Here is a 24,896-nt window from a genome sequence, read left to right as displayed (position 1 = left end):
ATTCGTTCCCGGAGAGAAGCAAGTGGACCGACTGACAGCGATGGAAACGTTTGTATGCGTGATCGAGTCGGGTTCTTTCTCGGCCGCAGCCCGCCTGCTCGATGTAGGGCAGCCAGCGGTTTCAAAGTCGATTGCACAACTCGAAGAGCGGCTTGCGGTCCGATTGCTTCTGCGCTCTACCCGCGGGCTGACGCCGACCGAGGCGGGTCAGGTTTTTTACGAGCGCGCGAAACGAGCGATCGAAGAAGCGGACGAAGCAGAACTGGCGGCACGGGGCTCGGCGGGCGCACTCTCGGGCCGTCTCAGGGTGTCAGCGGCAGTGACTTTTGCACGGCTTCATATCATCCCGCGACTGCCGTCCTTTCTCGAGCGACATCCTGATCTGAACATCGACATCATCCTCGATGATGAGAACATCGATCTGCTGGAACACGGCGTCGATGTCGCGTTGCGAATGGGTGTGCTGGGCGACTCGGCCATGACGGCGCGCAGGCTCACCCGTGGCAGGCGTTGTGTCGTCGGCTCGCCGGCGTGGTTCGCGAAAGCTGGCGAACCGCGCACGCCTGCCGATCTGGTTTCGCATCAGGCGATCGTGTACGAGCAGGGCGGCGGTGGAAGCGCGTGGTCCTTCAAGCGGGGCAATACGGAGACGTCCGTTGCGGTCGCGGGGCGCATTCGTGTGAACGCGGCGGAGGGCGTGCGCGCAGCGGTGCTGGCCGATATGGGCGTCGCGATCGCGTCCGAGTGGATGTTCGCATCCGAAATCGCAAGCGGCGCGGTAAAACAGGTGCTTGCCGATTGGGAATTGCCCAGCATCGACCTTTGGGCCGTGTTTCCGAGTGGGCGGATGGTGACGGCAAAGGCGCGTGCTTTTGTCGCGTGGGTCGAGGAGATATTCGGCGCATCGGATTCGATGGCCTGACTGAACGCGGATGATCTTTGATGCGCTCGCTCCCGGCACGTGAAGTACCGGGAGCGAAGCAGGTCCGGCTTACGAAGCCGAGGCCGTCTTCCGGCGAAGAACGGGCAACATGTCCTGCGGCTCTGGCCGGTGGGTGTAGTCCGGATTCACTTCGGCATACAGGATCGTGCCGTCTTGCCCGACCACGTAACGCGCGGGCATCGGCAGAGTCCAGCTATTGTCGCCGTTGAATGCCGGCAGGTCGTTCTTGAGGTTCTTGTACAACTCGACCAGATAGTCGGGCAAGGCAAAGCGGATGCCGAACGCCGCCGCCACATCGTTGTGCGTATCGCTGAGGATCGGGAAGTTCAGCTTGTTGGTGCGGACCGACTTGCGGCTATTCACGGCATTCTGCGGCGAGATCGCGACGAGGCTGGCACCTTCGGCCTTGAACGACGGCAGCGCTTCCTCGAGAGCCATCAGTTCAAGATTGCAATACGGGCACCACACGCCACGATAAAAGCTGATCACGAGCGGTCCGCGCTTCAGCAGTTCGGCAGACGAGACGGGTTTTCCGTCCGGGTCGTTGAGGATAAATTCCGGCGCTGCGTCGCCCGCTTTGAGTGCGCGTTCGGCTTGACCGGACGCGACGAGTTCGGCGGTAGCGCGTTCCATGACCGGATGGATTTCAGGCGGTGCGAAGTACGGTGCTTTACCGCCTTTGAAATCCGCTTTGAATGCGTCGAGTTTCGCTTGAAGTGACATGACAATCTCCTTCTTCAGACAGGGTGATGTGTTGAAGTTGTGTTGCGGTGGAGAGATAGTCGGTCAATGCAAACGAATGAAGAAGACAGGTCGGCCGCATAACAATCATTCCGGCGAGGCATGGAGGACCGGGGGGCGGTACCTTGCTACGCAGGCCGAAATGATGGCTCGGATGCAAATAACGGCCGGGTCAGCGCGGAAAACTATTCCCGAACATGGGCAGGCCGCTATTCGATTCGGCCTCGGTTGCCTCGTCCTGCAGCACGTCCCAATGCTCGGCGAGCACGCCGTTCGCAAAGCGCAGGATATCGGCGGCGATCCATGCGGCGGGACGCCCATGACCTGAAAAGCGCCCATGCACGATCACGTAGTCGCCATCCGCCACGATCACGCCGGGTTCGTATCGCAAGGTCGGCGGCAGGGTCTTGATCAGGTTGAACAGACCGTCGCGCCCCGGTGCGATATGCGCACTGTGCTGGATATAGTCGGGCGACCAGAAACGCTCGGCTGCGGCGTAGTCGCGTTGGTTGAAAAGCGTGTCGAACGCTTCGAGTACAAAGGCCTTGTTGGCTGCTTCGGTCGTGGTAGTCATGATGGTTCTCCTGATAGGTGGGTGGCGTGGCGGCGCGTCATGCCGCGACGGCCTGAAAGGACGGATAGTCGGTGTAGCCCTCGGCTGTCGCGCCGTAGACCTTCGGCCAGTCGACTTCGGCAAGCGGCGCATCGACGGCGAACCGTGCCGGCAGATCCGGATTGGCAATGAACGGCCGGCCAAAGGCGACCATATCGGCGAGCCCTGCTTCGATCAGCCGATTGCCGCGCGCACGATCCATATCGACGTTGGCGATGATCTTGCCGCGGTAGAGCTCGCGGAAGTGGCGGAACATGCCGTCTCCGCCCAGCTTGGCCAGCGGTGTCGCCGACAGGTCGGCCATTGCGCCCATCAGCAGCAGATGAGAGAGATCGAATTCGTTGAGCCGGCCGATCACATATTCGGAAGTGGCAAGCGTTTCGTCATTGGAAACGAATGCGCCCGTCTCCGACGTCGCAGGTCCCGTCTTGATGCCGGTGCGCTGCGCCCCGACTGCCTCGACCACGGTTTCCACGACCTCGAACAGAAAGCGCGCCCGGTTCCGCGTCGAACCACCGTATGCGTCCGTACGCAAATTGGTGCGAACGTTGAGGAACTGATTGAATAGGTAGTGATAGCCGCCCTGAATCTGCACGCCGTCAAAGCCGGCGGCGATCGCGTTGCGAGCGGCCCGGCCGAAGTCGGCGACCGTGCGACGGATCTCGTCCTTCTCCATGGCACGCGGGACCACGGTGTCCTTGCGGCCGGCCGCGGTTACGCTCTGCTGCTCTGGATTGACCGCTGACGCGGAGCGCGGCGCCTTGCCGGCGTGGAAATCCGGATGCCCCAACGAACCGGTATGCCAGAGTTGCGCGACGATCCGCCCGCCCGCGCGGTGCACGGCGTCCGTCACCATGCTCCAGCCGCGCACTTGGGCTTCGCTCCAGAGTCCGGGCACGTCTGCCCAGCCAACTGCCTCGGGGCTCACAAAAACGCCTTCGCTGACAATCAGCCCCGCCGAGGCGCGCTGCGCATAGTACTCGGCGTGCAAGGCCGGCGGGACAAGCTCGGGATTCGCCGCGCGCATGCGCGTCAGCGGCGCCATGACGATGCGGTTGGGCAGATCGAGGTCCCCCAGCCGAATCGACTTGAGCAGGGGCTGGTTGCTTTCGATGTTCATGGACATTTCCTACGACGTTTGAGGGATTCACCCAGCACAATGGTGATTGACATCGAGTTTGATGGAGCGATTCTGAAAAGTCAATGTCGATCACCATTGTATTTTTCGAAGACGGTTATAATCGAGCTGACAACGGGCGTGGGAGCATTGAGCGATGGGCGTTTCAAAACAGCAGGCGGTGGAGAACCGGAAGACCATCATTGCGGCTTCGGAGAAGTTGTTCCGTGCGCATGGAATCGATGGTGTGGGCCTGAGCGCGCTGATGAAGGCCGCGGGCTTTACTCAGGGCGGGTTCTACAACCACTTCGAATCGAAGGAGGCGCTGGCCGCTGAAGTCGTGGCGACTGCGATGGACAAGTCCAACCGCGACCTGACAGAAGCCATTGCCGCGCCGCTCGAGCCGGGCGGGAATCGCCTGAAGCGGCAGGTGGACTTTTACCTGTCCGGGACGCATTGCAGCGATATCGAGCAGGGTTGCGCGATAGCCGGCCTCACCGCGGACGTGCGCCGGCTTGGGCATGAGGCACAGTCGCACTTTGCAAGCGGCTTGCAAACGATGCTTGAAACATTGACAGCGCTTGTCGCGGAACAGCGCGACGAAAGCGGAGATACGGGCGAAGCGCGCAGGGAGGCAATCGCGTTCTACAGCGAGATGGTCGGTGCGCTCATCCTGTCGCGGGCGGTAGCCGACGCCAATCCCCAACTCGGAGAGGAAATACTGAACGCGAACCGTCAGATGCTGCTCAGCAAATTCGCGCTGGAAGAGGGGCAGGGCAAACGCTGACTTTCTGGCCACGTTTCAACGGTGTATTCGCGTGCGAAAGAGGGGCTACCACGCCAGGTGGCGTCAGGGAAACCGACAATGCGTCTATCAAAGATTGATCTAAATCTGTTTGTTGTTTTCGAAGCAGTCTATAAAACGCGCAACCTGACGCGCGCAGCGGAGATGCTATTCATCACGCAGCCTGCTGTCAGCAATGCATTGGCGCGCGTGCGCAAGGCGTTCGATGATCAACTCTTCGTGAGCACGTCGGCCGGCATGGTGCCGACTCCGGTTTCCGAAAACATCATTGGGCGCGTGCGCGAGGCACTGCTGCTGCTCGATTCGAGTACCAATGCCGGCGAGTTATTCGATCCGGCGTCGTCGGAACGGACATTCCGGCTGAGCATGAACGACCTGACCGAGGCGTTGCTGCTCCCTGCGCTGGAGGAAGTTCTGCAGCGCCTCGCACCCGGCATACGCATCGAGAGCTATTTCACGACGCGCAGGGATGTGCCTGAAGCATTGGCGAGCGGTGCGGTCAATCTCGCGATCGATGCGCCTCTGATTGACGACCCCTACCTCGAACAGGAGCCGTTGAGCCGGGACCGGTATGCATGCATGCTGCGTCGGGACCACCCGTTTTCGAAGAAGAAGCTAACCATCGATGACTACCTCGGGTTCGGTCACATCCACGTGTCCAGCCGCCGGCAGGGGCCCGGTCTCGTCGACGCGGAACTCAACAAGCTGGGTCTCAGGCGCACGATCCAGACCCGGGTGCAGCACTATCTGGTCGCGCCGTTGATCGCGATGCGGACCGATCTCGTCCTTACGGCACCTCTTACGCTCCTTCAGCGTTATGACGCACGCATCCTCGAGCTGCCGTTCGATCTCCCCAATCTCGAGTCGCATTGCTACTGGCACCGAAGCGTCATGGGAGATCCGGCGCATCGTTGGCTACGCGAGCAGATCGGCGTTCTCATGCGGGAAGCGAACCAATCATAGTCGGACGACCCGAGTCGAGGCTATCGAAGCATCGACATCAGGTGTCACGAAAAGTTATTGCCAGCTATCACAACAATAAATTTCCTGAATGAGGCGGGGCTCGGTATTGTTCTAGTCATGTTTAGACGAGGATGGCATGGCGGAACTCTACCTTGTACGGCATGGTCAGGCGTCGTTCGGCGCAGACAACTATGACGAGCTATCACCTTCCGGTTATACGCAATCACGCTGGCTCGGCGAGTACTTCGCGCACAGCGAATTGGAGTTCGATCGGGTTGTCATCGGCACGATGCGACGGCATGAGCAAACCGCTGACGCAATTCTCGCAGCGATGCGAGGTGTGCAAGTCGAGGTCCTGCAAGACTCAGGTTTGAACGAATACGATTTCCAGGGCTTGTTTGCAGCTCTTGGCGAAGACGAGTTTCCGCCGGACACTTCTGCCGAAAGTTCGAAGAAGAACTTCTACAAGCGGCTCAAGAAGGTCCTGCAACTTTGGTCCGACGATCTCCTGCCCGGGCGAGCTCCCGAAACGTGGCAACAGTTCCAGGCGCGCGTTGAGCGCGCACGTCTCGCCATCCAGCATGCGGGTGGCAGGCGGGTTCTGGTGGTGAGTTCTGGTGGCCCGATTGCCGTCTTTGCCCAGCAAATTCTGCAGGCGCCGGCGGCGGCCGCCATTGCGCTCAACCTGCAGATTCGAAATAGCAGCGTTTGCCAATATGTCTTTAACGACACTGCAATGTCGTTAGTCAGCTTCAACTCACTGCCTCATCTCGACCCTATCGAGAGGCGCGAATTCGTCACCTACGGTTGATTTGAATCGGGACTCCCGCAACGCTATGAATACTGGCCTTCAATTCGACATCGAAAAACTCACGCGTTATTTGACGGCGCACGTGCCCGGGTTTCAGGGGCCGTTGTCCGTCGAGAAATTTGTTGGCGGACAATCCAATCCCACTTTTCTCCTGAAAGCGCAGAGCGGCAGCTATGTCTTGCGGCGTCAGCCGCCCGGAACGCTGCTCAAGTCCGCGCATGCGGTGGACCGTGAATTCCGCGTGCTAACCGCGCTCGGTCAAACGCCGGTCCCTGTCGCGCGCGCATTTCATCTTTGCGAGGATCGTGACGTCATCGGCAGTATGTTTTATGTCATGAGCTTCGAGGACGGCCACATCTTCTGGAATCCGGCATTGCCGGAAGTGGCCGTCGGAGAGCGCGGCGCCATCTACGATGCTCTACTCGGGACGATGGCGGCCCTTCATGACGTGGATGTCGAGGCGGTTGGTTTAGCCGACTACGGCCGCCCCGGAAATTATTTCGCGCGCCAGATCGACGTATGGACCAAACAGTATCGCGCAGCGCAGACCGACGCGCTGGATTCGATCGAGGCACTGATCGAGTGGCTGCCCGCGCACTGCCCGGCCGAAGCCGGCAAGCCTTCGCTCGTGCACGGCGATTTCCGTATCGACAACCTGATTTTCACGCGCGGTTCGTCGCAGGTTCGCGCGGTTCTCGACTGGGAGCTCTCCACGCTCGGGAATCCTTTGGCCGACCTCGTGTACTTTTGCATGTGCTTGCGACTGCCTCCCAACGGTCATATCGCCGGGCTTGAAGGGTTGAACCGAGCAGAGTTGGGCGTGCCGGATGAGGCAGTGATCATCGAACAGTATTGCAGGCTGCGGGGCATTGCGTCGATTGAGAACTGGAACTTCTATCTTGCGTTCAGCTTCTTCCGGCTTGCCGCCATCGCGCAGGGCGTTAAGAAGCGGGCTTTGGGCGGCAATGCGTCGAATGACAAGGCGCGCCAGGTCGGGGAGATGGCAGGGGCGCTTGCAAAGATGGGCGTTGCCCTGATCTGACGGCAGCCGGAAGACTGGAAACCTGAAAAAACACATGGAGGCAGATTGTGACTACTAATTTATTTAGTCTGAAAGGAAAGATTGCACTGGTGACTGGCGCCAGCCGAGGTATCGGGGAAGAGATTGCCAGGTTGCTCGCCGAGCAAGGCGCCCACGTCATCGTGTCGAGCCGCAAGCTCGAAGATTGCGAGGCGGTGGCGAACGAGATCAAGAATGCAGGCGGGAGCGCAGAGGCAAAACCCTGCCACGTTGGCCGTGTCGAGGACATTCTCGCGATCTTCGAGCATATTCGTGCGCGGCATGGTCGTCTGGATATCCTGGTCAACAACGCGGCGACGAATCCCTATTTCGGCCACATTCTCGATACCGATCTGGCGTCGTTCGAAAAGACCGTGGAAGTCAACTTGCGCGGTTACTTCTTCATGTCCGTGGAGGCCGGCAAGTTGATGCGGGAAAACGGCGGCGGCGCGATTGTCAACACGGCTTCCGTCAATGCGTTACAGCCAGGCGACAAGCAAGGGATCTACTCGATCACGAAAGCCGCCGTCGTCAACATGACGCGGGCGTTCGCGAAAGAGTGTGGGCCATTGGGGATTCGGGTGAATGCGCTGCTCCCAGGCTTGACCAAGACCCGATTTGCCGGGGCGCTGTTCGACGATCAGGCCACGTATGAAAGCTGGATGTCCAAAATTCCGCTGCGCCGTCACGCGGAACCTCGCGAGATGGCGGGTACCGTGCTTTATCTGGTCTCCGATGCCGCGAGCTATACCAATGGGGAGTGCATTGTCGTCGACGGTGGACTGACGATTTAGTGACCAGGTCGATGCGCGGTATTGGACGATGCATCGACGACATTTACCAGGAATCAGGAAGATTAGAAATGGACTTTGCCTATACCCCGAAAATTGAAGCGCTGCGCGCGCAGGTGCGCGCGTTCATGGACACACATATCGTTCCACGCATCCGGCAATGGCACGAAGAAGTGAGCGCGGGGCAATATCCCGTCTCCTTCATGGAAAGCTTGAAGGAGCAGGCGCGTGCGGAGGGTCTCTGGAATCTTTTCCTTCCGCATCTGCGGGATGACGAGCCAGGCACCCGGCTGACCAATCTCGAGTACGCCCCGTTGGCTGAGATCATGGGCCGCGTGCCGTGGGCGTCCGAGGTATTCAACTGCAATGCTCCGGACACGGGCAATATGGAACTGCTCCATATGTTTGCCACACCGGCTCAGCGCGAAGAGTGGCTCAAACCTCTGCTCGACGGCAAGATCCGCTCGGCGTTTGCAATGACGGAGCCGGCAGTGGCTTCCTCTGACGCGACCAATATCACCACGTCGATTCGTCGTGATGGAGACGACTATGTCATCGATGGCCGAAAGTGGTTCATCACGAACGCGGCGCACCCGAATTGCAAGCTCTTCATCGTGATGGGAAAAACGGACCCTGATGCACCGGCCCACCGTCAGCAAAGCATGATTCTCGTGCCTCGCGATACGCCGGGCGTCAAGATGATCCGCAATATCACGGTAGTCAATCACGTGGCGCCGGAAGGCCACTGCGAGATCGAGTTCAAAGGTGTGCGCGTACCTCGGTCGAATCTACTCGGCGAAGAGGGGAGCGGCTTTGCGCTCGCCCAGGCGCGCCTTGGACCGGGACGGATTCACCACTGCATGCGTTCGATCGGCGCCGCTGAACTGGCGCTCGAATTGATGGTGGAACGGGCCCAGGCGCGCACGGCATTTGGCAAGATGCTGCATGAGCAAGGTACGGTCGCCGAATGGATCGCGAAGTCGCGAATCGAAATCGATCAGGCGAGGCTGCTGGTTCTGAAGGCTGCGTGGATGATCGATAACGTGGGCGCGAAGGAAGCACGCAAGGAAATCGCGATGATCAAGGCGCTCGTACCGAGCGTGCATACCGCCGTTTGCGACCGGGCGATGCAGGTATTCGGCGCGATGGGGCTGAGTCCCGACACGCCGCTGGCGGATAGCTGGACTTGGGGGCGTGCATTGCGCTTTGCTGATGGCCCGGATGAGGTTCACCTGCAGAGCATCGCTCGCATGGAAATCAAGGCCCAGCGATACGATCCGGGAAGCGTCAATCCCTACCTGATGACGCCAGTGTAGGGCATAGGCCGGGCCGTTTCGGACATCCTCTGCGGGCGACGCAACGTCGCCCCAGTCGTCGCGCACGTGACGCTTCGAGTAATGAATACGCCAACGCGGTCGCCAGTGTGTTAGCGCGACGACTGGCCGCCGTCCTCCGACCCACTCAGCAGGGACCGCGTCTCTTCTGACGGCTCGGTGGCGAGTACGTTTTCAAAGGTATCCATCAAGCTGGACACAGCGTATGCGGGCGACCAAAGCCGTCCCGACTCGCCACTGTCCCGACTCGCTTCCCACGCCGCCAGCGCTGCATTGCCATAGATGCCGACGAGCGACAGTCTGTGATCGAGTATTGCCGGCGGAACATCCGGAAGCAGGTCTCGGAGCTGCGCGTTGCAACGCTGATAGCCCAGATTCCACTTGTTTTCTAACGCCTCGCGCAAGAACGCGCGGTTGTTCAGCTGCAAGTTGGCGATCATGCGAATGTAGGTCGCCTGACCCGTGCGATCCGCCAAATCAAGCATCGGAAAGATCAGCGCGCCCAAAACCGCTCGCACGGTGATTTCCCCCTCTGCCTCCAATCTGTCGAGCCGCGCCTGACGGTCTTCGTCGATGAGCTGCGCGCCGTCGACGACCAGTTCGCGTGCCAGTTCAAGTTTGTTCCCAAAGTAATAGCGCAACGACGCGCTATTACGCTGTCCCGCGGCGGAAATGATGTCCTGCACGGACACGCCGTCCAATCCACGCAGCGCGAACAGTCGCTGCGCTTCCTCTTTCAAGCGAGTTCGGGTCTCAGCCCCATCCGATCGAAGGGTTTTCCCTGATGTAACCATTACTTTACCGTTTCGAGTTAATTAACTAAACTGAGTTAACTAACCCAGTTGGAGAAACTTAGCATGAAAATAGTCATTGTTGGAGGAGGCATTGGTGGGCTCACCACCGCCCTGGCGCTGCTGCGCCATGGCATCGAGCCGATTGTACTGGAGCGTGCGCCGCAGTTGACCGAGGTGGGGGCGGGCGTCCAGATCGCTGCGAACGGCACGATCGTACTCCGTGAACTGGGGCTTGGACCGGCGCTGGCGAGCATTGCGACCGTGCCGGAGCGCTTTGACTACCTCGAGTTGTCGACGGGGCGTTTGCTATACGTCGCACCGCTCGGCAAGGAAGCCGAGGCGCGTTACGGCGCGTTGCTCTACAACGTTCACCGCGCCGATCTGGTCGATTTGCTCGCGAAGGCGTTGCCGCCGCATGTGGTCCGGCTGGGGGCAGAATGTGCGTTGGTTTCGCAGGACGAAGACGGCGCTTACGTCACACTGCAAACCGGCGAAGTGATTCGCGGCGATGCCGTGATCGGCGCGGATGGCATTCACTCGGCCGTTCGAACGGCCCTTCGGGGACCCGAAGAGAAGCAGTTCGCCAACATTCTGATGTGGCGCTCGCTGATCCCCGCAAACCGGCTCACAGGGCTGAAGCTGCCGGTGGCGGGGAACAACTGGTTCGGTGTTGGCCGAAATATCGTTTCGTACTGGGTTCGTAAGGACCTCTACAGCATTCTTGCATCGGTACCGGCGACAGAAGTGAGTCGCGAGTCGTGGACGCAGTCGGGGGACGTCGCGCAACTGCGGCGCTCGTTCGAGGGTTCCGAGCCGACCGTCCAGGCAATGCTGGAAGCCGTCGATTCGGCATTCATCACCGGGATGTACCACCGGGATCCAATCGAACACTGGAGTACCGGACGGATCGCCCTGCTCGGCGACGCCGCGCATGCAATGGTGCCCTACCTTGCACAAGGCGCCTGCCAGGCGATCGAAGACGCCTGGGTCCTCGCCAGCTGTCTCAACAAGCATGGACCGGCTGGCATTCAGGACGCGCTTCTGGAATACGAACGGCGTCGTCAGCCGCGCACCACGCGGATTCAGGCTGGAGCGCGATTTGTCGTCGACTGGGCGCACGAGCCTGACGAGGCGCGTGTGCGTCAACGTAACGGACGCCTGAAGGGACTCTCGCGTATCGATCCGCTGGCAGAAGCTTCGTGGTCGTTCGCATGGGGGCACGACATCCTCAAGGCCGCCAGGCTGCCGCCGGGCGAGGTCGTGGGCTTGAGCGCGGCGCGCGAAGGAAAGCGGATGCAGCGGCCCGAGAGTCAGCGCGCTTTCGATTTTTGGAAGGGCATGTTCGCGCCAGATGACATCGCTCGTGGCGACCTCGGGCAACGTGCGGCCTACGAACGGTTCCTTCTGGAGCAGTTCCCCGCGCCCGCAAACACAGACGTGACGGAAGTCGATCTTCACGGCGTGAGTTCGTTACGGGTGGTCGCCGCGGGCGCAGGGCAAAAAGCCACCGTATTGCACTTCCACGGCGGTGGCTATGTACTCGGTTCGGCGAAGAGCTCGGTGGAATACGCGAGCCGTCTTTCGCGCGCGCTGAACGGTCCGTGCTACACGGTCGACTATCGTCTCGCCCCCGAGCATCCCTATCCGGCCGCATTCGACGACGCATTCAGTGCCTATCGCGGCTTGCTCGCTTCGGGCGTCGATCCGTCGACGGTGTTCCTGAGCGGCGAATCGTCCGGGGGCGGCCTGGCCCTGGCTCTGGCTGCCGCGTTACGTCGCGCGGGCCTGCCGTTGCCGGGCGGCGTCATCGCAATCTGCCCGCTCACAGACCTCACGCTTGGCGGCCCCTCCGTCATGGCGAATTCGGGCGACGACCCGGCCGCGAATCGCGAGACGCTTTCCAACCTTGTCGCGTCCTACTTCCAGGGCCACGAGCCGACAGATCCGATGGTCTCGCCGCTGTTCGCGGACCTGGCAGACCTGCCGCCGGTGTTTATTTCTGCCGTGGAAGGAGAGGTACTGGAAAGCGACACGACTCGTTTTGCGGAGCGGGCCAAGGCTGCCGGGGCGAATGTGACGTTGAAGATGGTGGCCGATTCGGTTCACGTCTTCACGCTCTTCCCATTCCTGCCGGAAACCGCCGAAACGCTCGAAGCGATAGGCCAGTGGAGTCGCCGACTGCTTCAGGCGTAACGAGTTGCAAACGCCTGGTGCTCGGCACCATGCCTGAACGCGGCAACTTGCGAAAACGTCTTTGGCGTAGGTCGATCCTGCGTGCCGTCACGGGCGATTGGCCCGTGACGGAAGCAAACAGCGTCAACGCGTCACGCCATACCACTGCATTTCGTCTCACGCTCGGAGTAGACATGACGGCAACATCAACGCATCGGCCGGTCGGCGAGCCGCGCCATTTATCCGCGCCGCGGACATCGCTGTACACGAATCTCGAAGTCTCCGCGAACCGCCATCCGGAGAAGGCCGCCATCGCTTATTACGGTAATTCCGTGAGCTACAGGCAATTGCGGCATGAAGTGGAAATCATGGCCGGATTCCTGCAGCAACACTGCGGCATCGCCCGAGGCGACCGCGTTGTCCTGTATATGCAGAACAGTCCGCAGTTCGTCATTGCCTTCTATGCGGCCCTGCGCGCCGATGCGGTAGTCGTGCCTGTCAATCCAATGAACCGGACTTCGGAGCTGCAACACATTTTCGAGGATAGCGGCGCAAGAGTCGCCTTTGTCGGCGAAGAACTCATGGAGCATGTGCGGGCGCTCGCAGGCCGCTACGTGGACCATGTTATCTCTGTACGCTATGCAGACTACCTGCGCGACCGGACCGATTTGCCGCTGCCCGACGTTCTGACTTCGGTTGAGCCGCGGCTTCATACCCTAGCTATCGACGGTCCTGCTGCCGCGATCGGCTGGAATGACGCGCTTGCTCGTGCGTGCGTTCCGCGCGACCACAAATCCGGGCCCGACGATCTGGCGGTTATTCCGTACACGTCCGGCACGACCGGGCGTCCAAAAGGATGTGTCCATACACATCGTAGCGTGATGCATTCAACCGTCTCGTGCGGTGAATGGCCGAACCTGCCGAACGAGAGCGTGACGCTGTGCTCCGTGCCATTGTTCCATGTCACCGGCATGCAGAACTGCATGAATATGCCGATCTACATCGGCGCGACCATGGTGATCATGACCCGCTGGGACTCGGCATGTGCCGCACATCTGATCGAACGCCACCGGGTGAGTGCGTGGGTAACCGTTCCCACCATGCTCATCGACCTGCTGAACTTTGCGGACGTCGGCAAGTTCGATCTGAGTTCAATTACATACCTGAGCGGGGGCGGCGCCGCGATGCCACAGGCTGTTGCGCAACAGATTCAGGAGCGCTGGGGCATTCCGTACGTAGAAGGGTATGGCCTCACCGAAACGATGGCGGCGACCCACATCAATCCGCCGCAGCACAGCAAGCAGCAGTGCATGGGCGTGCCGATCTTCAGCACATATTCACTCGTTGTCGATCCAGAGACCCTGGAACCTCTTGCCGAAGGAGAAACGGGGGAAATTCTCGTGAGCGGACCTCAAGTGTTCGACGGGTATTGGCATTCTCCGGAAGCCACACGAGATGCATTCGCTTCGATCGATGGCAAGCGGTATATGCGGACAGGCGACCTCGGCTATGTGGACCACGACGGCTATTTCTTCGTCGTCGATCGGCTGAAACGCATGATCAACGCATCCGGCTACAAGGTATGGCCGGCTGAAGTCGAGTCGATGCTATTCGAGCATCCCGCCGTCCAGGAGGCATGTGTTTATCGCGACTCACGATCCGCGTCGAGGCGAGTCGGTAAAGGCCGTCATCGTGCTTCGGAACGGCGTCCATGCGACGGAAGAAGACATTGTGTCTTGGGCGCGCGAGCACATGGCGTCCTATAAGGTGCCGCGCGTCGTTCAGTTTGCCGACAGCTTGCCCCGTACAGCGAGCGGGAAAATCCAGTGGAGACTGTTGCAAGAAGCTGAAAGACTGTGTCGAAACGCTTGATCCGAAGGCGGCAGGTCAACTGATCTGCCGTCTGTCGCTACAACAGGTGAGCATGATCTAAATAGTTCGTAGTGCAACTTAAACATAAAACTGGAGCTTGCATATGAGGACGGTTGGGAGATTATTCTGCAGGGTCGTCCGGAGCAGCGGTTCGCGCACATTGAAAGTCCTCTGTTCGGGTAAAGCAGGACTGTTCGTCAGCGTGCTATCCACTGCGACCCTGTACTCCGTCTCAGTGACCGCGCAGTCGTCGGTGATCCTCTATGGACTCGTGGATGCCGGGATTCGCTATACGACGCACGCGAATCCTTCCGGCGATTCCAGAACTCAACTCGCTGGCGGCGAGAGCGAGAGCCACTTCGGACTCAAGGGCGCCGAAGACATTGGCGGCGGCACGAAGGTCCTGTTCCAACTCGAGGATCGCTTTTTTCTGAACTCGGGGATCACTGACCCGGCCTATCCTTTCTTCAATACGGCTCTCGTTGGTCTGCAATCGACCACCTTCGGAAAGTTGACGATGGGGCGTCAACTCAATCCACTTTCTGACGCCGTTCTGAGTGCCTTCGTGACCAATCCATGGCTGCCGACCTTCTACCAGTTCCGGCCGGAAGTCATGATGGCTCAGGGCGTATGGACAAGCAACATGGTCAAATACGCGGCGCGATGGCAATACCTCACGGCCGAGGTGTCTTACGCGTTTGGCGGCAACGCCGGCGCATTCGGCGCGGGCAGCCAACTTGGGGCATCGGTCCTCTATTTGCCCGGTGCGCCGTTGCGCCTCGGCGCCGCATACCTGGACTCACGCGATGCGGTGAACAGTTCCGCGCACTTGAAATCCTGGACCGCCGGCGGCTCCTATACATTCGACAGTACGACGTTCATTGCCGGCTGGGCCGTGAATCGACAGGATGCCGGCTTTGTCGGCAACTTCCCTAACGGCCCATTCAGCGCGCCGGAATTGACCGCAATTAAATTCAATACATTCAGTTCGCGGCAAATGTTTTTCGGCGGAGTGACGCAGGCAGTGGGCGATGCGACTCATCTTTCTGCCAATGTGTGGCGGACGATCCAGAGCGGGAAAAAACAGTCAGCCGATGGCAACGCAACGCAGTTCCAACTGCTTGCGGACCATAACTGGTCGAAACGCACGGATGCGTATCTCGAAGTCGACTATTCGCTGTACCGGGGCGGACTGGTCGGAGCCCAGTTCCAGGGAGTCAATGCCCTGAGTTCCGCATACGGTACGACTCAACTCGGCGTCATGGCTGGGTTGCGGCATATGTTCTAGGCTGCCGCCGGCAGCCAGCACCCCATCGCTCTCCCCCGTTCAGGGGATGGTCCCGCATGTCCGATCGCCGCGATCATGGCACTACTCGGGGACGCCACCGTATGCGAAACGCAACGACGGTCCGGTGCCAGCCCGCCATCCATTCATAGATGCGAGGAGACACAGATGCAGGACACCGTACAGAGCGCGGCGCCATCCGCCTATGCCTATCCATTGTTGATCAAGCATTTGCTGCACACGCCATTCGCTCAGGCACCGAATCAGGAAATCGTCTACCGCAACCAGCTGCGGATGACCTACAGCCAGCTGCAGGAACGGATCGCGCGGCTCGCCAACGGTCTCGCCGGGCTGGGCGTACGCCACGGCAGCACGGTCGCGGTGATGGACTGGGACAGTCATCGCTATCTCGAGAGCTACTTCGCCGTGCCGATGATGGGGGCCGTGTTGCAGACGGTCAACGTGCGGCTGTCGCCGGCGGAGATCGTCTACACGATCAATCACGCGCGCGCGGAAGTGCTGTTCGTTCACACCGATTTTCTACCCGTCGTCGAAGCGATCAAAGATCAGCTCGAAACGGTGCGCAAATTCATATGGATCGACGAGCCGGACAGCGAGGCATGCGCGCACACCATTCCGTTCGCGACGGAATACGAAGCGATGCTGGCGGCGAGTGCAACCCACTACGACTTTCCAGACTTCGACGAAAACACCCGGGCCACCACGTTCTATACGACGGGCACGACCGGCCTGCCCAAGGGCGTGTACTTCTCGCATCGTCAACTAGTCTTGCACACCATCACGCTGATGGCGGCGCTCGGGAGCCCGGTGTCGGGGCAGCGTTTTCATCGCGGCGACGTCTATATGCCGCTGACGCCGATGTTTCACGTACACGCATGGGGCATGCCGTACATCGCGACGGTGCTGGGCGTGAAGCAGGTCTATCCGGGCCGCTATGTGCCCGAGCGGCTGGTGAAACTGGTGCGCGACGAAGGCGTCACGTTCTCGCATTGCGTGAGCACGATCCTCCACATGGTGCTGAACTGCCCGGACGCGCAGTCCACGGATTTCAGCAACTGGAAGATCGTGATCGGCGGAGGCGCGCTGCCGCACGGCATCGCCCATGCCGCAGTCGAACGTGGCATTGACGTGTTTACCGGCTATGGCATGTCCGAAACCTGTCCCGTGCTGAGTCTCGCGCAGCTTCCGCCGGGCTATGAACAGCTCGACACCGAAGAACAAGTGCGCCTGCGCTGCAAGACCGGTCTGCCGGTTCCGCTCGTCGATCTGCGTATCGTCGACGACGCGCTGAACGATGTCGCGCACGACGGCAAGGCCTATGGCGAAGTTGTCGTGCGTGCCCCGTGGCTGACCCAGGGATACTTCGACAACCCGGAAGCGTCGGCACAGCTCTGGGCGGGCGGCTACCTGCACACGCAGGACATCGCGAACATCGACGCGACCGGCAATCTGCAGATCACCGACCGCATCAAGGACGTGATCAAGTCCGGCGGCGAGTGGGTCTCGTCGCTCGAGATAGAAAGCCTGATCTCGCTGCACCCGGGTGTCTCGGAAGTCGCGGTGATCGGGATCAAGGACGAGAAGTGGGGCGAAAGGCCCGTGGCGCTGGTGGTGCTCAAGGCGGGCGCCGCGGTCACCGAGGACGACATCAAGCAGCACGTTCTCAAGTTCAGCCATACCGGACAAATCTCGAAGTACGCGGTGCCGCAGCTCGTCAAATTCATCGATGCGCTGGAGAAGACGAGCGTCGGCAAGATGAACAAGAAGTGGCTGCGCGAGCAGTTCGCGTAACCGGTCACTAGGAGCATGCACGATGAGCATCAGTAAATATCGCATCGCGACGATCGACGACTTCGTTGGCCGCGAGCTGGGCGTGTCGGACTGGGTCACGGTCGATCAGGCACGCATCGACGCGTTCGCGCAATGCACGGGCGACAAGCAGTGGATCCACGTGGACGTGGAACGCGCGAAGCGCGAAAGCCCGTTCGGCGGCACGATCGCCCACGGCTATCTGACGCTCTCGCTGCTTGCCGCGCTGGCCATCGAGATCGGCCTCATTCCCGAGGACGCGTCGGCCGGCCTCAACTACGGGCTGGACAAGGTGCGTTTCATGACACCGGTCAAGGCCGGCGCGCGGGTGCGCAACCGCGTGACCGTCATGTCCGTGGAGGCGAAAGGCGGCGGCCGGATCATCGTGAAGACGATGAACGAGTTGCAGATCGAAGGCGAGGACAAGCCGGCACTGATCGCCGAGTCACTGGCGATGTTGGTGGCATGACCTCTACTACTGGTGACAAAACAAAGCGTCGTTCGAGGAGCATCAAGATGGCGGAGACAACTGACAACGCGTCGCGAAACGATCAGACGGACGATCTCGCGGCATCGGCCGCCGAAGGCATGCTGGGCCCCAACCCGTTTGTCGGGCTGCGCCCGTGCGACATTCTGGCGGCCGCGCAGCAGATCGGCACCCAGGCGCTGCGGCAACCCGGCCTGGTCCTCGAGCAGGAAGCGGCGCTGGTGCGCGAACTGATCGCCGTGCTCTACGGCGGTGCCCGTGATGGCGCGGAAGCGCCGCCGTCGAAGCCCGACAGGCGGTTTGCCGACCCTGCCTGGCGCGACAACTCGCTCTACCGCGTTACGCTGGAGAGCTACCTTGCGTGGCGCAACGCGCTCGCCGGATTTGTCGAGCGCTCCGCGCTGGATCCGAAATCGAAGGAGCGCGCGCAGTTCGTGATGTCGCTGTTCACCGAGGCGCTGTCGCCGACGAACTCGCTGTTCGGCAATCCTGAGGCGTTGAAGAAGATCGTCGATTCGGGCGGCGCGAGCCTCATTGGCGGCATGAAGAACCTCATGACGGACTTGCTGCAGAACCAGGGCATGCCCGCGCAAGTCGACAAGTCCGCGTTCGAGGTGGGCAAGAATCTCGGCACGACGCCGGGAGCGGTGGTGTTTCGCAACGAGGTACTCGAGCTGATCCAGTATGCGCCGGCGACCGCGCAGGTCTATACCCGCCCGCAATTGATCGTGCCGCCGCAGATCAACAAGTTTTATGTGTTCGACCTGTCCGAAGGCAAGAGCATCGTGGACTACCTCGTCAAGAGCGAGTTTCAGGTGTTCGTCGTGAGTTGGCGCAATCCGACCGCGGCCCAGAGCCACTGGGATCTCGACACGTACGTCGGCGCGCTCCTCGAAGCGATCGCGGCGGTGCGCGACATCACCGGCAGCGACGATGTGAATCTGCACGGCGCGTGTTCCGGTGCGATGACGATCTCCGCGCTGCTCGGTCACCTCGCGGCCCGCGGCGAAACGACCGTCAACGCCGCGACGCTGATGGTCGCCGTGCTGGACAACAAGGCGGACTCGCAGCTCGGCCTCTTCGCCACGCCCGAAGCCATTGCGGCGGCGAAACAGAACAGCCTGTCGAAGGGTGTGCTCGCCGGCGAGGAGATGGGGCGCGTGTTCGCCTGGATGCGGCCCAACGATCTGGTGTGGAACTACTGGGTGAACAACTATCTGCTGGGCAAGACGCCGCCCGCGTTCGACATCCTCTACTGGAACAACGACGCGACCCGGCTGCCCGCGCGGATGCATGGCCAGCTGCTCGACATCTTCGTGGGCAACCTGTTCAGCAAGCCGCGTGCGCTGTCGGTGCTGGGCACGCCGATCGACCTGTCCGGCGTCACGTGCGACAAGTACGTGGTGGCGGGCATGACGGATCACATCACGCCGTGGAAGGGCGTGTACAACACGGCGCGGACATTCGGCGGCGACACGCGGTTCGTGCTGAGTTCGAGCGGGCACATCCAGAGTCTGATCAACCCGCCCGGCAATCCGAAGGCGAAGTTCTTCGTCAATGCCGGCTTGCCGGCGCATGCCGACGCATGGCTGGCCGGCGCGCAGGCGCAGAAAGATTCGTGGTGGGGCAATTGGACGGACTGGCTGCGCGAGCGGTCCGGCGAGCGGCGCGCGGCGCCGGCCGCGCCCGGCAACGAGCGGCACCCGGCTGGCGTCAAGGCGCCGGGCACCTATGTGATGGAAGCATGATGCACATCCTTGTGGCCGGGTGATGGCCAGCCTTTTCCTGATGCAAATTTTTTGGAGAGTCGATCATGGATTCAACCAACGCTAACAGCATTTTCACCGAGTACACGAAGCTCACCAGTCAGTTCAAGCTGCCGGGTATCGACGCCGGCGCGATCCTCGAGTCGCGCCGCAAGGACATCGAGGCGCTCGCCGAAGCCAACACCACCGCACTCGCGGGGTTCCAGTCGCTTGCCAGCAAGCAGGCGGACATCCTGCGGACGACGCTCACCGAACTGCAGTCGCTGGTCGGTCGCTTGAGCGCGTCTGGCGGCCAGCCCGCGAAGGCCGGCGAAGTGGTTCAACAGGCACTGCACAAGGCGCTGACCGACATGCAGGAACTCGCCGACACGGCGTACCGTGCGCAGTCGGACAGCGTTGCGGTGGTCACGAAGCGCGTCGCGGAACACGTCGAGGAGTTGAAGACGCTGCTGCAGCCGAAGAAGTAAGGCGGGCTCGCGATGCGACGCGCCCAATCCCCGATGTCATGCTCCACCAGAGGGTCGTCCGGATGATAGATATGGAACCCACCCCCGCGTCTGTCGGCGGCATGCAAATCCAGATGGTCGATCTCAACGGCCAGTTGTTGCGTGTCGCGACGCGGCAGGGCAGCGACGCGTCGCCGCCGCTGCTCATTTTCAACGGCATCGGCGCCAACCTCGAACTGGTGGAGCCGTTCGTCACCGCACTCGAGGACGTGAGCGTGATCATCTTCGACGTCCCCGGCGTGGGCGGTTCGCCCGCGCCCGTCGTGCCGTATCGCTTCTCGACACTGTCCGTGCTGAGCGAGCGGCTGCTATCGCGGCTCGGCTACGACGGACCCGTCGACGTGCTCGGCGTTTCGTGGGGCGGCGCGCTCGCGCAGCAATTCGCGCGTCTCTATCCGGCGCGTTGCCGCCGGCTGATTCTCGCGGCGACCTCGCCGGGCGTCATCATGGTGCCGGCGAAGCTGTCGGTGCTGTCGAAGCTGATCGGACCGCGCCGCTATACCGATCCGGCATATCTTCAGGAGGTGGGCGCGGAAATCTACGGTGGTGCGTACCGGCGGGATCCGTCGCTGCTGCGGGATCACGCGCGGCACATTCAGCCGCCCCGTGGCCGCGGCTACCTCTACCAGCTGCTGGCCGCTTCGGGCTGGAGCAGCCTGCCCTGGCTCGGCGCGTTGCGCCAGATGACGCTCGTGATGCACGGCAACGACGATCCCATCGTCCCGCTCACCAACGCGAAGATTCTCGCCGCCCGCATCCGCAACGCGACGCTGTATGTGATCGACGACGGCCACCTGTTCCTCATCACGCGCGCCAAGGAGGTCGCTCCCGTGGTGCGCCGGTTTCTGCGGCAGGAGGCGGGTTGAGTGCCGTCGCGAATGGCGACGAAGGCGCGCGGCGTGCCGCGGCCGATGCGCCGGAGTACCTGAAAACGCTGCGCCTGAAGCGGATGCGGCGAACCGCGACGTGTTTGCTCGTGGTGCTGATCGCGCTGCTGCTCATGTCCGTCGTCTGGCAGGGCGAGTATCCGTGGCTGGCATGGCTGCGTGCGTTTGCGGAAGCCGGCACGGTCGGCGCGATCGCCGACTGGTATGCGGTCGTCGCGTTGTTCCGGCGTCCGTTCGGTCTGCCGGTCCCGCATACCGCAATCATTCCGCAGAACCAGCAGCGGATCGCCGAGAGCCTCGGCAACTTCGTCGAAGAGAATTTCCTGACGCCTGAGCTCATCATCGGCAAACTGAGCGGCCACAACGCCGCGCAAGCGATGGCGCAGTGGCTCGCCGTGCCGGCCAACAGCCGGGCGATCGCCGATGTCGTCGCGGATTCGCTGCCGGGATTGCTGAACGGGATGGACGAAGCGGACGTCGAACGGTTCTTCGAGCGTATGGTGATACCGCAATTGCGTGCGCTCGATGTGTCGCGTGCGGCCGGCAGCGTGCTGAAAGTGCTGACGGAAGAGGGCCGACATCAGCCGTTGCTGGACCACGGGCTTCTGGCGCTGGAGAAGTGGCTGACGGCCAACGTGGACATGATCAAGGCCAGATTCAGCGCGGCCTCGAGATACACGCCCGTGCCGCTCGATACGTATATCGTCAGGAAGTTCGTCGAAGGCATCATCGCGCTGCTTCATGACGTGGCGGCGGATCCCGATCACGAGCTTCGTCGTCAGTTCGACGACGCGGTGCAGGACCTGATCGTCCAGTTGCAGACCTCGGCGGTGCATCGCCGCGTCGGCAAATCATTGATGCGCGACTGCATTCGCTACTTCAGAAACGGGGACTCGTATCGCGTGCTGCTCGACTACGTGTGCACACGCGTGAGCGCCGATCTCGCGCACGAGCATTCGGCAATGCGCGGCGCGTTGGCGGGTATGCTGGCGTCGCTCGCGAGAGGCGTGGGCAGCGAGCCTGCGATTCAGCACAAGCTCAACGCCTGGTGGCTCGCGCTGGCCCACGAACTGGTCGTGCGCTATCGGCGCGAACTGTCGGCGCTGATCACCGACGTCGTGAAAAGCTGGAACGCGGATGAAGTGAGCGGGAAGATCGAAGCGGAAATTGGCCGCGATCTGCAATACATCCGGATCAATGGCACGTTCGTGGGCGGCACGGTCGGCGTGCTGCTCCATGCGGCCGCACTCATGGTCACGCGGTGAAACGCATGAGCGAGTGGCTCGTCGAAAATGCGTAAACAGCCTGCTAGGTTTGCTTTACGAGTCCCAGCGCCTGCGCGCGCGCAACGGCTTGCGCGCGCTTGTCGACCGAGAGCTTCATGAAGATGCTCTTCACGTGAGACTTGACGGTTTCCGGCGCGATGCCTAGGCTGCGCGCGATTTCCTTGTTCGACTGCCCGTCGGCGATCAGGTCGACGATGTTGCGTTCGCGTGCACTAAGCGACTCCCGTTCGGTGTCCCGCGCGGATTTGCTGCCGGGTTGGTACAGAGCCCGCCAGCCGTCGAGCAGGCGATCCACGTAGGACAGCAATGTTTTTGTCTGCGCGGTCGCGCGCGTGTCGTCGCGCACGGCCTGCAGCAGCGCGCCGATTTCCGGAAACAGGTCGATGATCGACTGGTAGATGCCCGCGGCTGCGGCTTCCTTCAGGAGGTCACGAAAGATCTCGACGGCGCGGTCGCGTTCGCCGGCACCGAGGCAAATCAGGGCGAGCACGCTTCGCAGGCGTAGCGCGAGATAGTGCTCGCGCCGTGCGTCGACGACCTCCAACGCGGCCGTCACGATTTCAATGCCGTCTTGCGTTCGCTTCTGCGCCATCGCGAGATAGGCCGCGGCGAGCGAGCGATAGGTTCCGATCTCCGGCGAGACGGCAGGCGAACCAGCGGAGCCGGGAGCGGCGAGATGTTCCAGTTGCGCGACACATCCCGCGGCTTCCGCCATTCGTCCTTCCAGCAGATAGAGCCGCGTGCGCTCGACGAGGCCGCCCGCGATCAGCCGGTTCCAGTGGCGCGCATGGCCGAGCGCCTCTCCCTGGTTGAGCAGCGCGTAGGCCCGCACGGTATCGGAACGCGCCGCTGCGATCCGGATGAGCAACCGGAAGGCGATCAAGGTGCTGTCGAGCAGGACCGCCAGTTCAATCACCGGCATGAGATCGACGAGCAAGGCCTCGGCCTCGTCGAGCCGGCCCTGCTCGTAGCGGATCTGCGCGATCATCGGTGCGCACAGCGCGGCGGAGACAGATTGCGGACCGGAATGACGCTCGGCCAGCTGCATCGCCTCGGTGAAATACCGCTCGGCCAGATCAAAGTGCATCTGCTGCATTTCCGCATGACCGAGCAGGCACAGCCGGTAGGTCGAAGCGAAGACATTGCGCTGGTCCTCTTCGATCGAATAGGGGATCCACGGCGTCGCGTAGAGCGCTTCGAGATTGCCCGCCTTCCAGTGCGCGAAACGCACGACGTTGGAGGCGACATTGGTGCTCCAGATATCGGTCGACGGCCGGTCGAGGCACGGCTGAGCGATCGCGAGCGCTCCTTGCGGATCGTCCTGCAGCGCGACCGCGACCGAGCGAATCACCCGGCACTCCCAGCGGATGCCGTCGGGGTCGGCACTCGCGTGCGCATCGCGCTCGATCGCATCCAGCATCGCAAGCGCATCGTTCGGACGTATCGCGAGCGCCATGCCCCAGGCGATCGCCAGCGTGACCTCGACCTGTCCGCGCATCAGGTGCGCCGGAAAATGGCGTTGCCAACCGAGCAGTGTCAGCAGGTCGCCTTTCTTGACGAGCGCCATCGCGCAGTTGCCGATCAGGGCAATCGCATCGTCCGTGTCGCCTGCGGCGATCGCGTGCCTGACGGCGTCTGTCCAGATTTCTTGCGATGCATACCACCGGCACGCGCGGCGATGCAGATCCGCCAGTTCGTCGCCCGACTGCGCGCCGAGGCGTTGGCGCAGATACTCGCGCAGCAGAGGGTGATAGCGGAACCAGTGCCCTTCGAGATCCATCGGCTCCAGTAGCAACTGGCGCGCGGCGATAGCTTCCAGCATGCTCTGACTGGCCTTGACACCGGTTACCGCCTGGCAGAGCGGGGCAGTCAACCGATCGAGTATCGCCGTGTGCAGCATGAAGGCGACCATGTCGTCGGGCAAGCGCATGAGCATGTCTTCGAGGTAGGCGGCGAACGGCCGTGAAGCGCCGGACGGCACACTCGACTCCCAACCCGGCCTGGGTTCTTCGCGCGACAGCACCGACGCCGAAATGCGCAACGCGGCCGCCCAGCCCTCCGTGGTCGCGTGCAGCGATTTCACGCCGGACGTGCCCAGCCGGCCAAGGCATTCGCGTTCGACAAAGCAGCGCGTCTCGTCGAAATTGAAACGCAATGTCGACGCGTCAACTTCCAGCAGTTCGTTTTGCGCTCTCAGCCTGGCGAGCGGCAGCGCGGAATCCGCACGGGTGCAAACGATCACATGCACATGCGACGGTGCGTTCGCGATGAAGAACGACATGGCGTCGTGAATCGCCGGGAGACTGATCAGATGGTAATCGTCGAGGAACAGGCACACCTCGTCCTCGACTTCGACGAGGTCGTTGATCAGCGTCGAGACGATGGCATGCGCGGGAGCCAGAGAGCCGCCTGCCGTCAGACCGATCGCCGACGCGCCTACGTTGTTGCAGGCGTGCCGCAACGAGCGGGCGAGATGGTGGAGGAAGCGCGCGGGTTCATCGTCTTCGTCATCGAGCGATAGCCACGCTACGCGCGCGCCGCTGGCGCGCAGCCGATTGAGCCAGGTGATCGCGAGCGAGGTCTTGCCGAAGCCGGCGGGCGCTTTGATGACGGTGAGCCGTTTGTTCTCCGCCTGAGCCGCCAGATCGAACAGGCGCGGACGATCGATCAGCCCCGGCGACAGGCGCGGCGGAAGAACCTTCGTAGCGAGCAGGAGGGGCAGCTTCTCGGCGGGCATCGGTTCCTCGGTCAGACGCATGAACTGCTTCGGGCATTTGGGTTCTCCCTGGGTGCCCTCCCCCGTCCATGCGATCGCGCTCCCCTGTACGGGGGA

The 24,896-nt window shown here is 61.7% G+C and carries 22 protein-coding genes; 17 read left to right on the top strand and 5 right to left on the bottom strand.

Annotated features, from left to right (window positions below):
- The first annotated feature begins 22 nt into the window (after positions 1-22).
- Positions 23-922 carry a LysR family transcriptional regulator gene (locus PQR42_RS06700; protein ID WP_408383406.1) on the top strand — a complete coding sequence of 300 codons (900 nt, stop codon included), beginning with the start codon at positions 23-25 and terminating at the stop codon, positions 920-922.
- Between the two features lie 69 nt (positions 923-991).
- Here the strand turns inward: PQR42_RS06700 and PQR42_RS06695 are convergent, their stop codons facing one another.
- From PQR42_RS06695 to PQR42_RS06685, 3 genes are all read right to left on the bottom strand, one after another.
- A complete protein-coding gene (locus PQR42_RS06695) occupies positions 992-1,666 on the bottom strand; it encodes a peroxiredoxin-like family protein (RefSeq protein ID WP_408383408.1) in 675 nt (224 codons plus the stop codon).
- A gap of 190 nt (positions 1,667-1,856) precedes the next feature.
- Complete coding sequence (locus tag PQR42_RS06690) at positions 1,857-2,258, bottom strand: nuclear transport factor 2 family protein (protein ID WP_408383410.1); 402 nt, start codon at positions 2,256-2,258, stop codon at positions 1,857-1,859.
- 37 nt (positions 2,259-2,295) lie between these two features.
- Positions 2,296-3,417 carry an alkene reductase gene (locus tag PQR42_RS06685; RefSeq protein ID WP_408383412.1) on the bottom strand — a complete coding sequence of 374 codons (1,122 nt, stop codon included), beginning with the start codon at positions 3,415-3,417 and terminating at the stop codon, positions 2,296-2,298.
- Positions 3,418-3,571: 154 nt separating this feature from the next.
- On the opposite strand from PQR42_RS06685, the gene PQR42_RS06680 reads away from it, so the two are divergent.
- The 6 genes from PQR42_RS06680 (at position 3,572) to PQR42_RS06655 (ending at position 9,160) form a co-directional block, all read left to right on the top strand.
- Entirely contained in the window at positions 3,572-4,201 is a 630-nt protein-coding gene (locus PQR42_RS06680) for a TetR/AcrR family transcriptional regulator (RefSeq protein ID WP_408221998.1), read from the top strand.
- A 78-nt stretch (positions 4,202-4,279) separates the two neighbouring features.
- Complete coding sequence (locus PQR42_RS06675; RefSeq protein ID WP_408493612.1) at positions 4,280-5,182, top strand: LysR family transcriptional regulator; 903 nt, start codon at positions 4,280-4,282, stop codon at positions 5,180-5,182.
- Between the two features lie 136 nt (positions 5,183-5,318).
- The gene (locus PQR42_RS06670; protein ID WP_408383414.1) at positions 5,319-5,993 is read left to right on the top strand and encodes a histidine phosphatase family protein; all 675 of its coding nucleotides are present in this window, start codon (positions 5,319-5,321) and stop codon (positions 5,991-5,993) included.
- 25 nt (positions 5,994-6,018) lie between these two features.
- On the top strand, positions 6,019-7,035 hold the full coding sequence (locus PQR42_RS06665; protein ID WP_408383416.1) for a phosphotransferase: 1,017 nt from the start codon (positions 6,019-6,021) through the stop codon (positions 7,033-7,035).
- A gap of 47 nt (positions 7,036-7,082) precedes the next feature.
- Entirely contained in the window at positions 7,083-7,847 is a 765-nt protein-coding gene (locus tag PQR42_RS06660; RefSeq protein WP_408383418.1) for an SDR family oxidoreductase, read from the top strand.
- A gap of 68 nt (positions 7,848-7,915) precedes the next feature.
- Positions 7,916-9,160, top strand: coding sequence for an acyl-CoA dehydrogenase family protein (locus PQR42_RS06655; protein WP_408204625.1), 1,245 nt, complete (start codon positions 7,916-7,918; stop codon positions 9,158-9,160).
- Between the two features lie 110 nt (positions 9,161-9,270).
- Here the strand turns inward: PQR42_RS06655 and PQR42_RS06650 are convergent, their stop codons facing one another.
- Positions 9,271-9,918 carry a TetR/AcrR family transcriptional regulator gene (locus PQR42_RS06650; protein WP_408383419.1) on the bottom strand — a complete coding sequence of 216 codons (648 nt, stop codon included), beginning with the start codon at positions 9,916-9,918 and terminating at the stop codon, positions 9,271-9,273.
- A gap of 117 nt (positions 9,919-10,035) precedes the next feature.
- Here PQR42_RS06650 and PQR42_RS06645 point away from each other — a divergent pair, with 117 nt between their 5' ends.
- The 10 genes from PQR42_RS06645 to PQR42_RS06605 all read left to right on the top strand — a co-directional run bounded on the left by PQR42_RS06645 (position 10,036) and on the right by PQR42_RS06605 (position 22,042).
- Positions 10,036-12,165, top strand: coding sequence for an alpha/beta hydrolase fold domain-containing protein (locus tag PQR42_RS06645; RefSeq protein WP_408383421.1), 2,130 nt, complete (start codon positions 10,036-10,038; stop codon positions 12,163-12,165).
- Positions 12,166-12,182: 17 nt separating this feature from the next.
- A complete protein-coding gene (locus PQR42_RS06640) occupies positions 12,183-13,910 on the top strand; it encodes a long-chain-fatty-acid--CoA ligase (protein WP_507028578.1) in 1,728 nt (575 codons plus the stop codon).
- Entirely contained in the window at positions 13,837-14,016 is a 180-nt protein-coding gene (locus PQR42_RS45850; protein WP_507028577.1) for an AMP-binding enzyme, read from the top strand. Before PQR42_RS06640 ends, PQR42_RS45850 begins: the two co-directional genes overlap by 74 nt.
- Before the next feature lie 103 nt (positions 14,017-14,119).
- Complete coding sequence (locus PQR42_RS06635; protein WP_408383423.1) at positions 14,120-15,304, top strand: porin; 1,185 nt, start codon at positions 14,120-14,122, stop codon at positions 15,302-15,304.
- 165 nt (positions 15,305-15,469) lie between these two features.
- Positions 15,470-17,113, top strand: coding sequence for a fatty acid--CoA ligase (locus PQR42_RS06630; RefSeq protein ID WP_408383425.1), 1,644 nt, complete (start codon positions 15,470-15,472; stop codon positions 17,111-17,113).
- Between the two features lie 22 nt (positions 17,114-17,135).
- Positions 17,136-17,600 carry a MaoC family dehydratase gene (locus tag PQR42_RS06625; protein ID WP_408383427.1) on the top strand — a complete coding sequence of 155 codons (465 nt, stop codon included), beginning with the start codon at positions 17,136-17,138 and terminating at the stop codon, positions 17,598-17,600.
- A gap of 47 nt (positions 17,601-17,647) precedes the next feature.
- A complete protein-coding gene (locus tag PQR42_RS06620; protein WP_408383429.1) occupies positions 17,648-19,366 on the top strand; it encodes an alpha/beta fold hydrolase in 1,719 nt (572 codons plus the stop codon).
- A 65-nt stretch (positions 19,367-19,431) separates the two neighbouring features.
- On the top strand, positions 19,432-19,851 hold the full coding sequence (locus PQR42_RS06615) for a phasin family protein (RefSeq protein ID WP_408383431.1): 420 nt from the start codon (positions 19,432-19,434) through the stop codon (positions 19,849-19,851).
- A 71-nt stretch (positions 19,852-19,922) separates the two neighbouring features.
- Positions 19,923-20,756: a poly(3-hydroxyalkanoate) depolymerase gene (gene phaZ, locus PQR42_RS06610; RefSeq protein WP_408383433.1), complete on the top strand. Its 834-nt coding sequence runs from the start codon at positions 19,923-19,925 to the stop codon at positions 20,754-20,756.
- Positions 20,753-22,042 (top strand): DUF445 domain-containing protein, encoded by a 1,290-nt coding sequence (locus tag PQR42_RS06605; RefSeq protein ID WP_408383435.1) that lies wholly within the window; start codon positions 20,753-20,755, stop codon positions 22,040-22,042. Before phaZ ends, PQR42_RS06605 begins: the two co-directional genes overlap by 4 nt.
- Positions 22,043-22,085: 43 nt before the next feature.
- Here the strand turns inward: PQR42_RS06605 and PQR42_RS06600 are convergent, their stop codons facing one another.
- Positions 22,086-24,821: a winged helix-turn-helix domain-containing protein gene (locus tag PQR42_RS06600; protein ID WP_408493594.1), complete on the bottom strand. Its 2,736-nt coding sequence runs from the start codon at positions 24,819-24,821 to the stop codon at positions 22,086-22,088.
- Between the last annotated feature and the right edge of the window lie 75 nt (positions 24,822-24,896).

The organism is Paraburkholderia sediminicola, from assembly GCF_046027355.1.
Taxonomy (GTDB): domain Bacteria; phylum Pseudomonadota; class Gammaproteobacteria; order Burkholderiales; family Burkholderiaceae; genus Paraburkholderia; species Paraburkholderia sediminicola_B.
The sequence above is the reverse complement of the archived record's forward strand: the minus strand, read 5'-3'. Positions and strand labels throughout refer to the sequence as shown.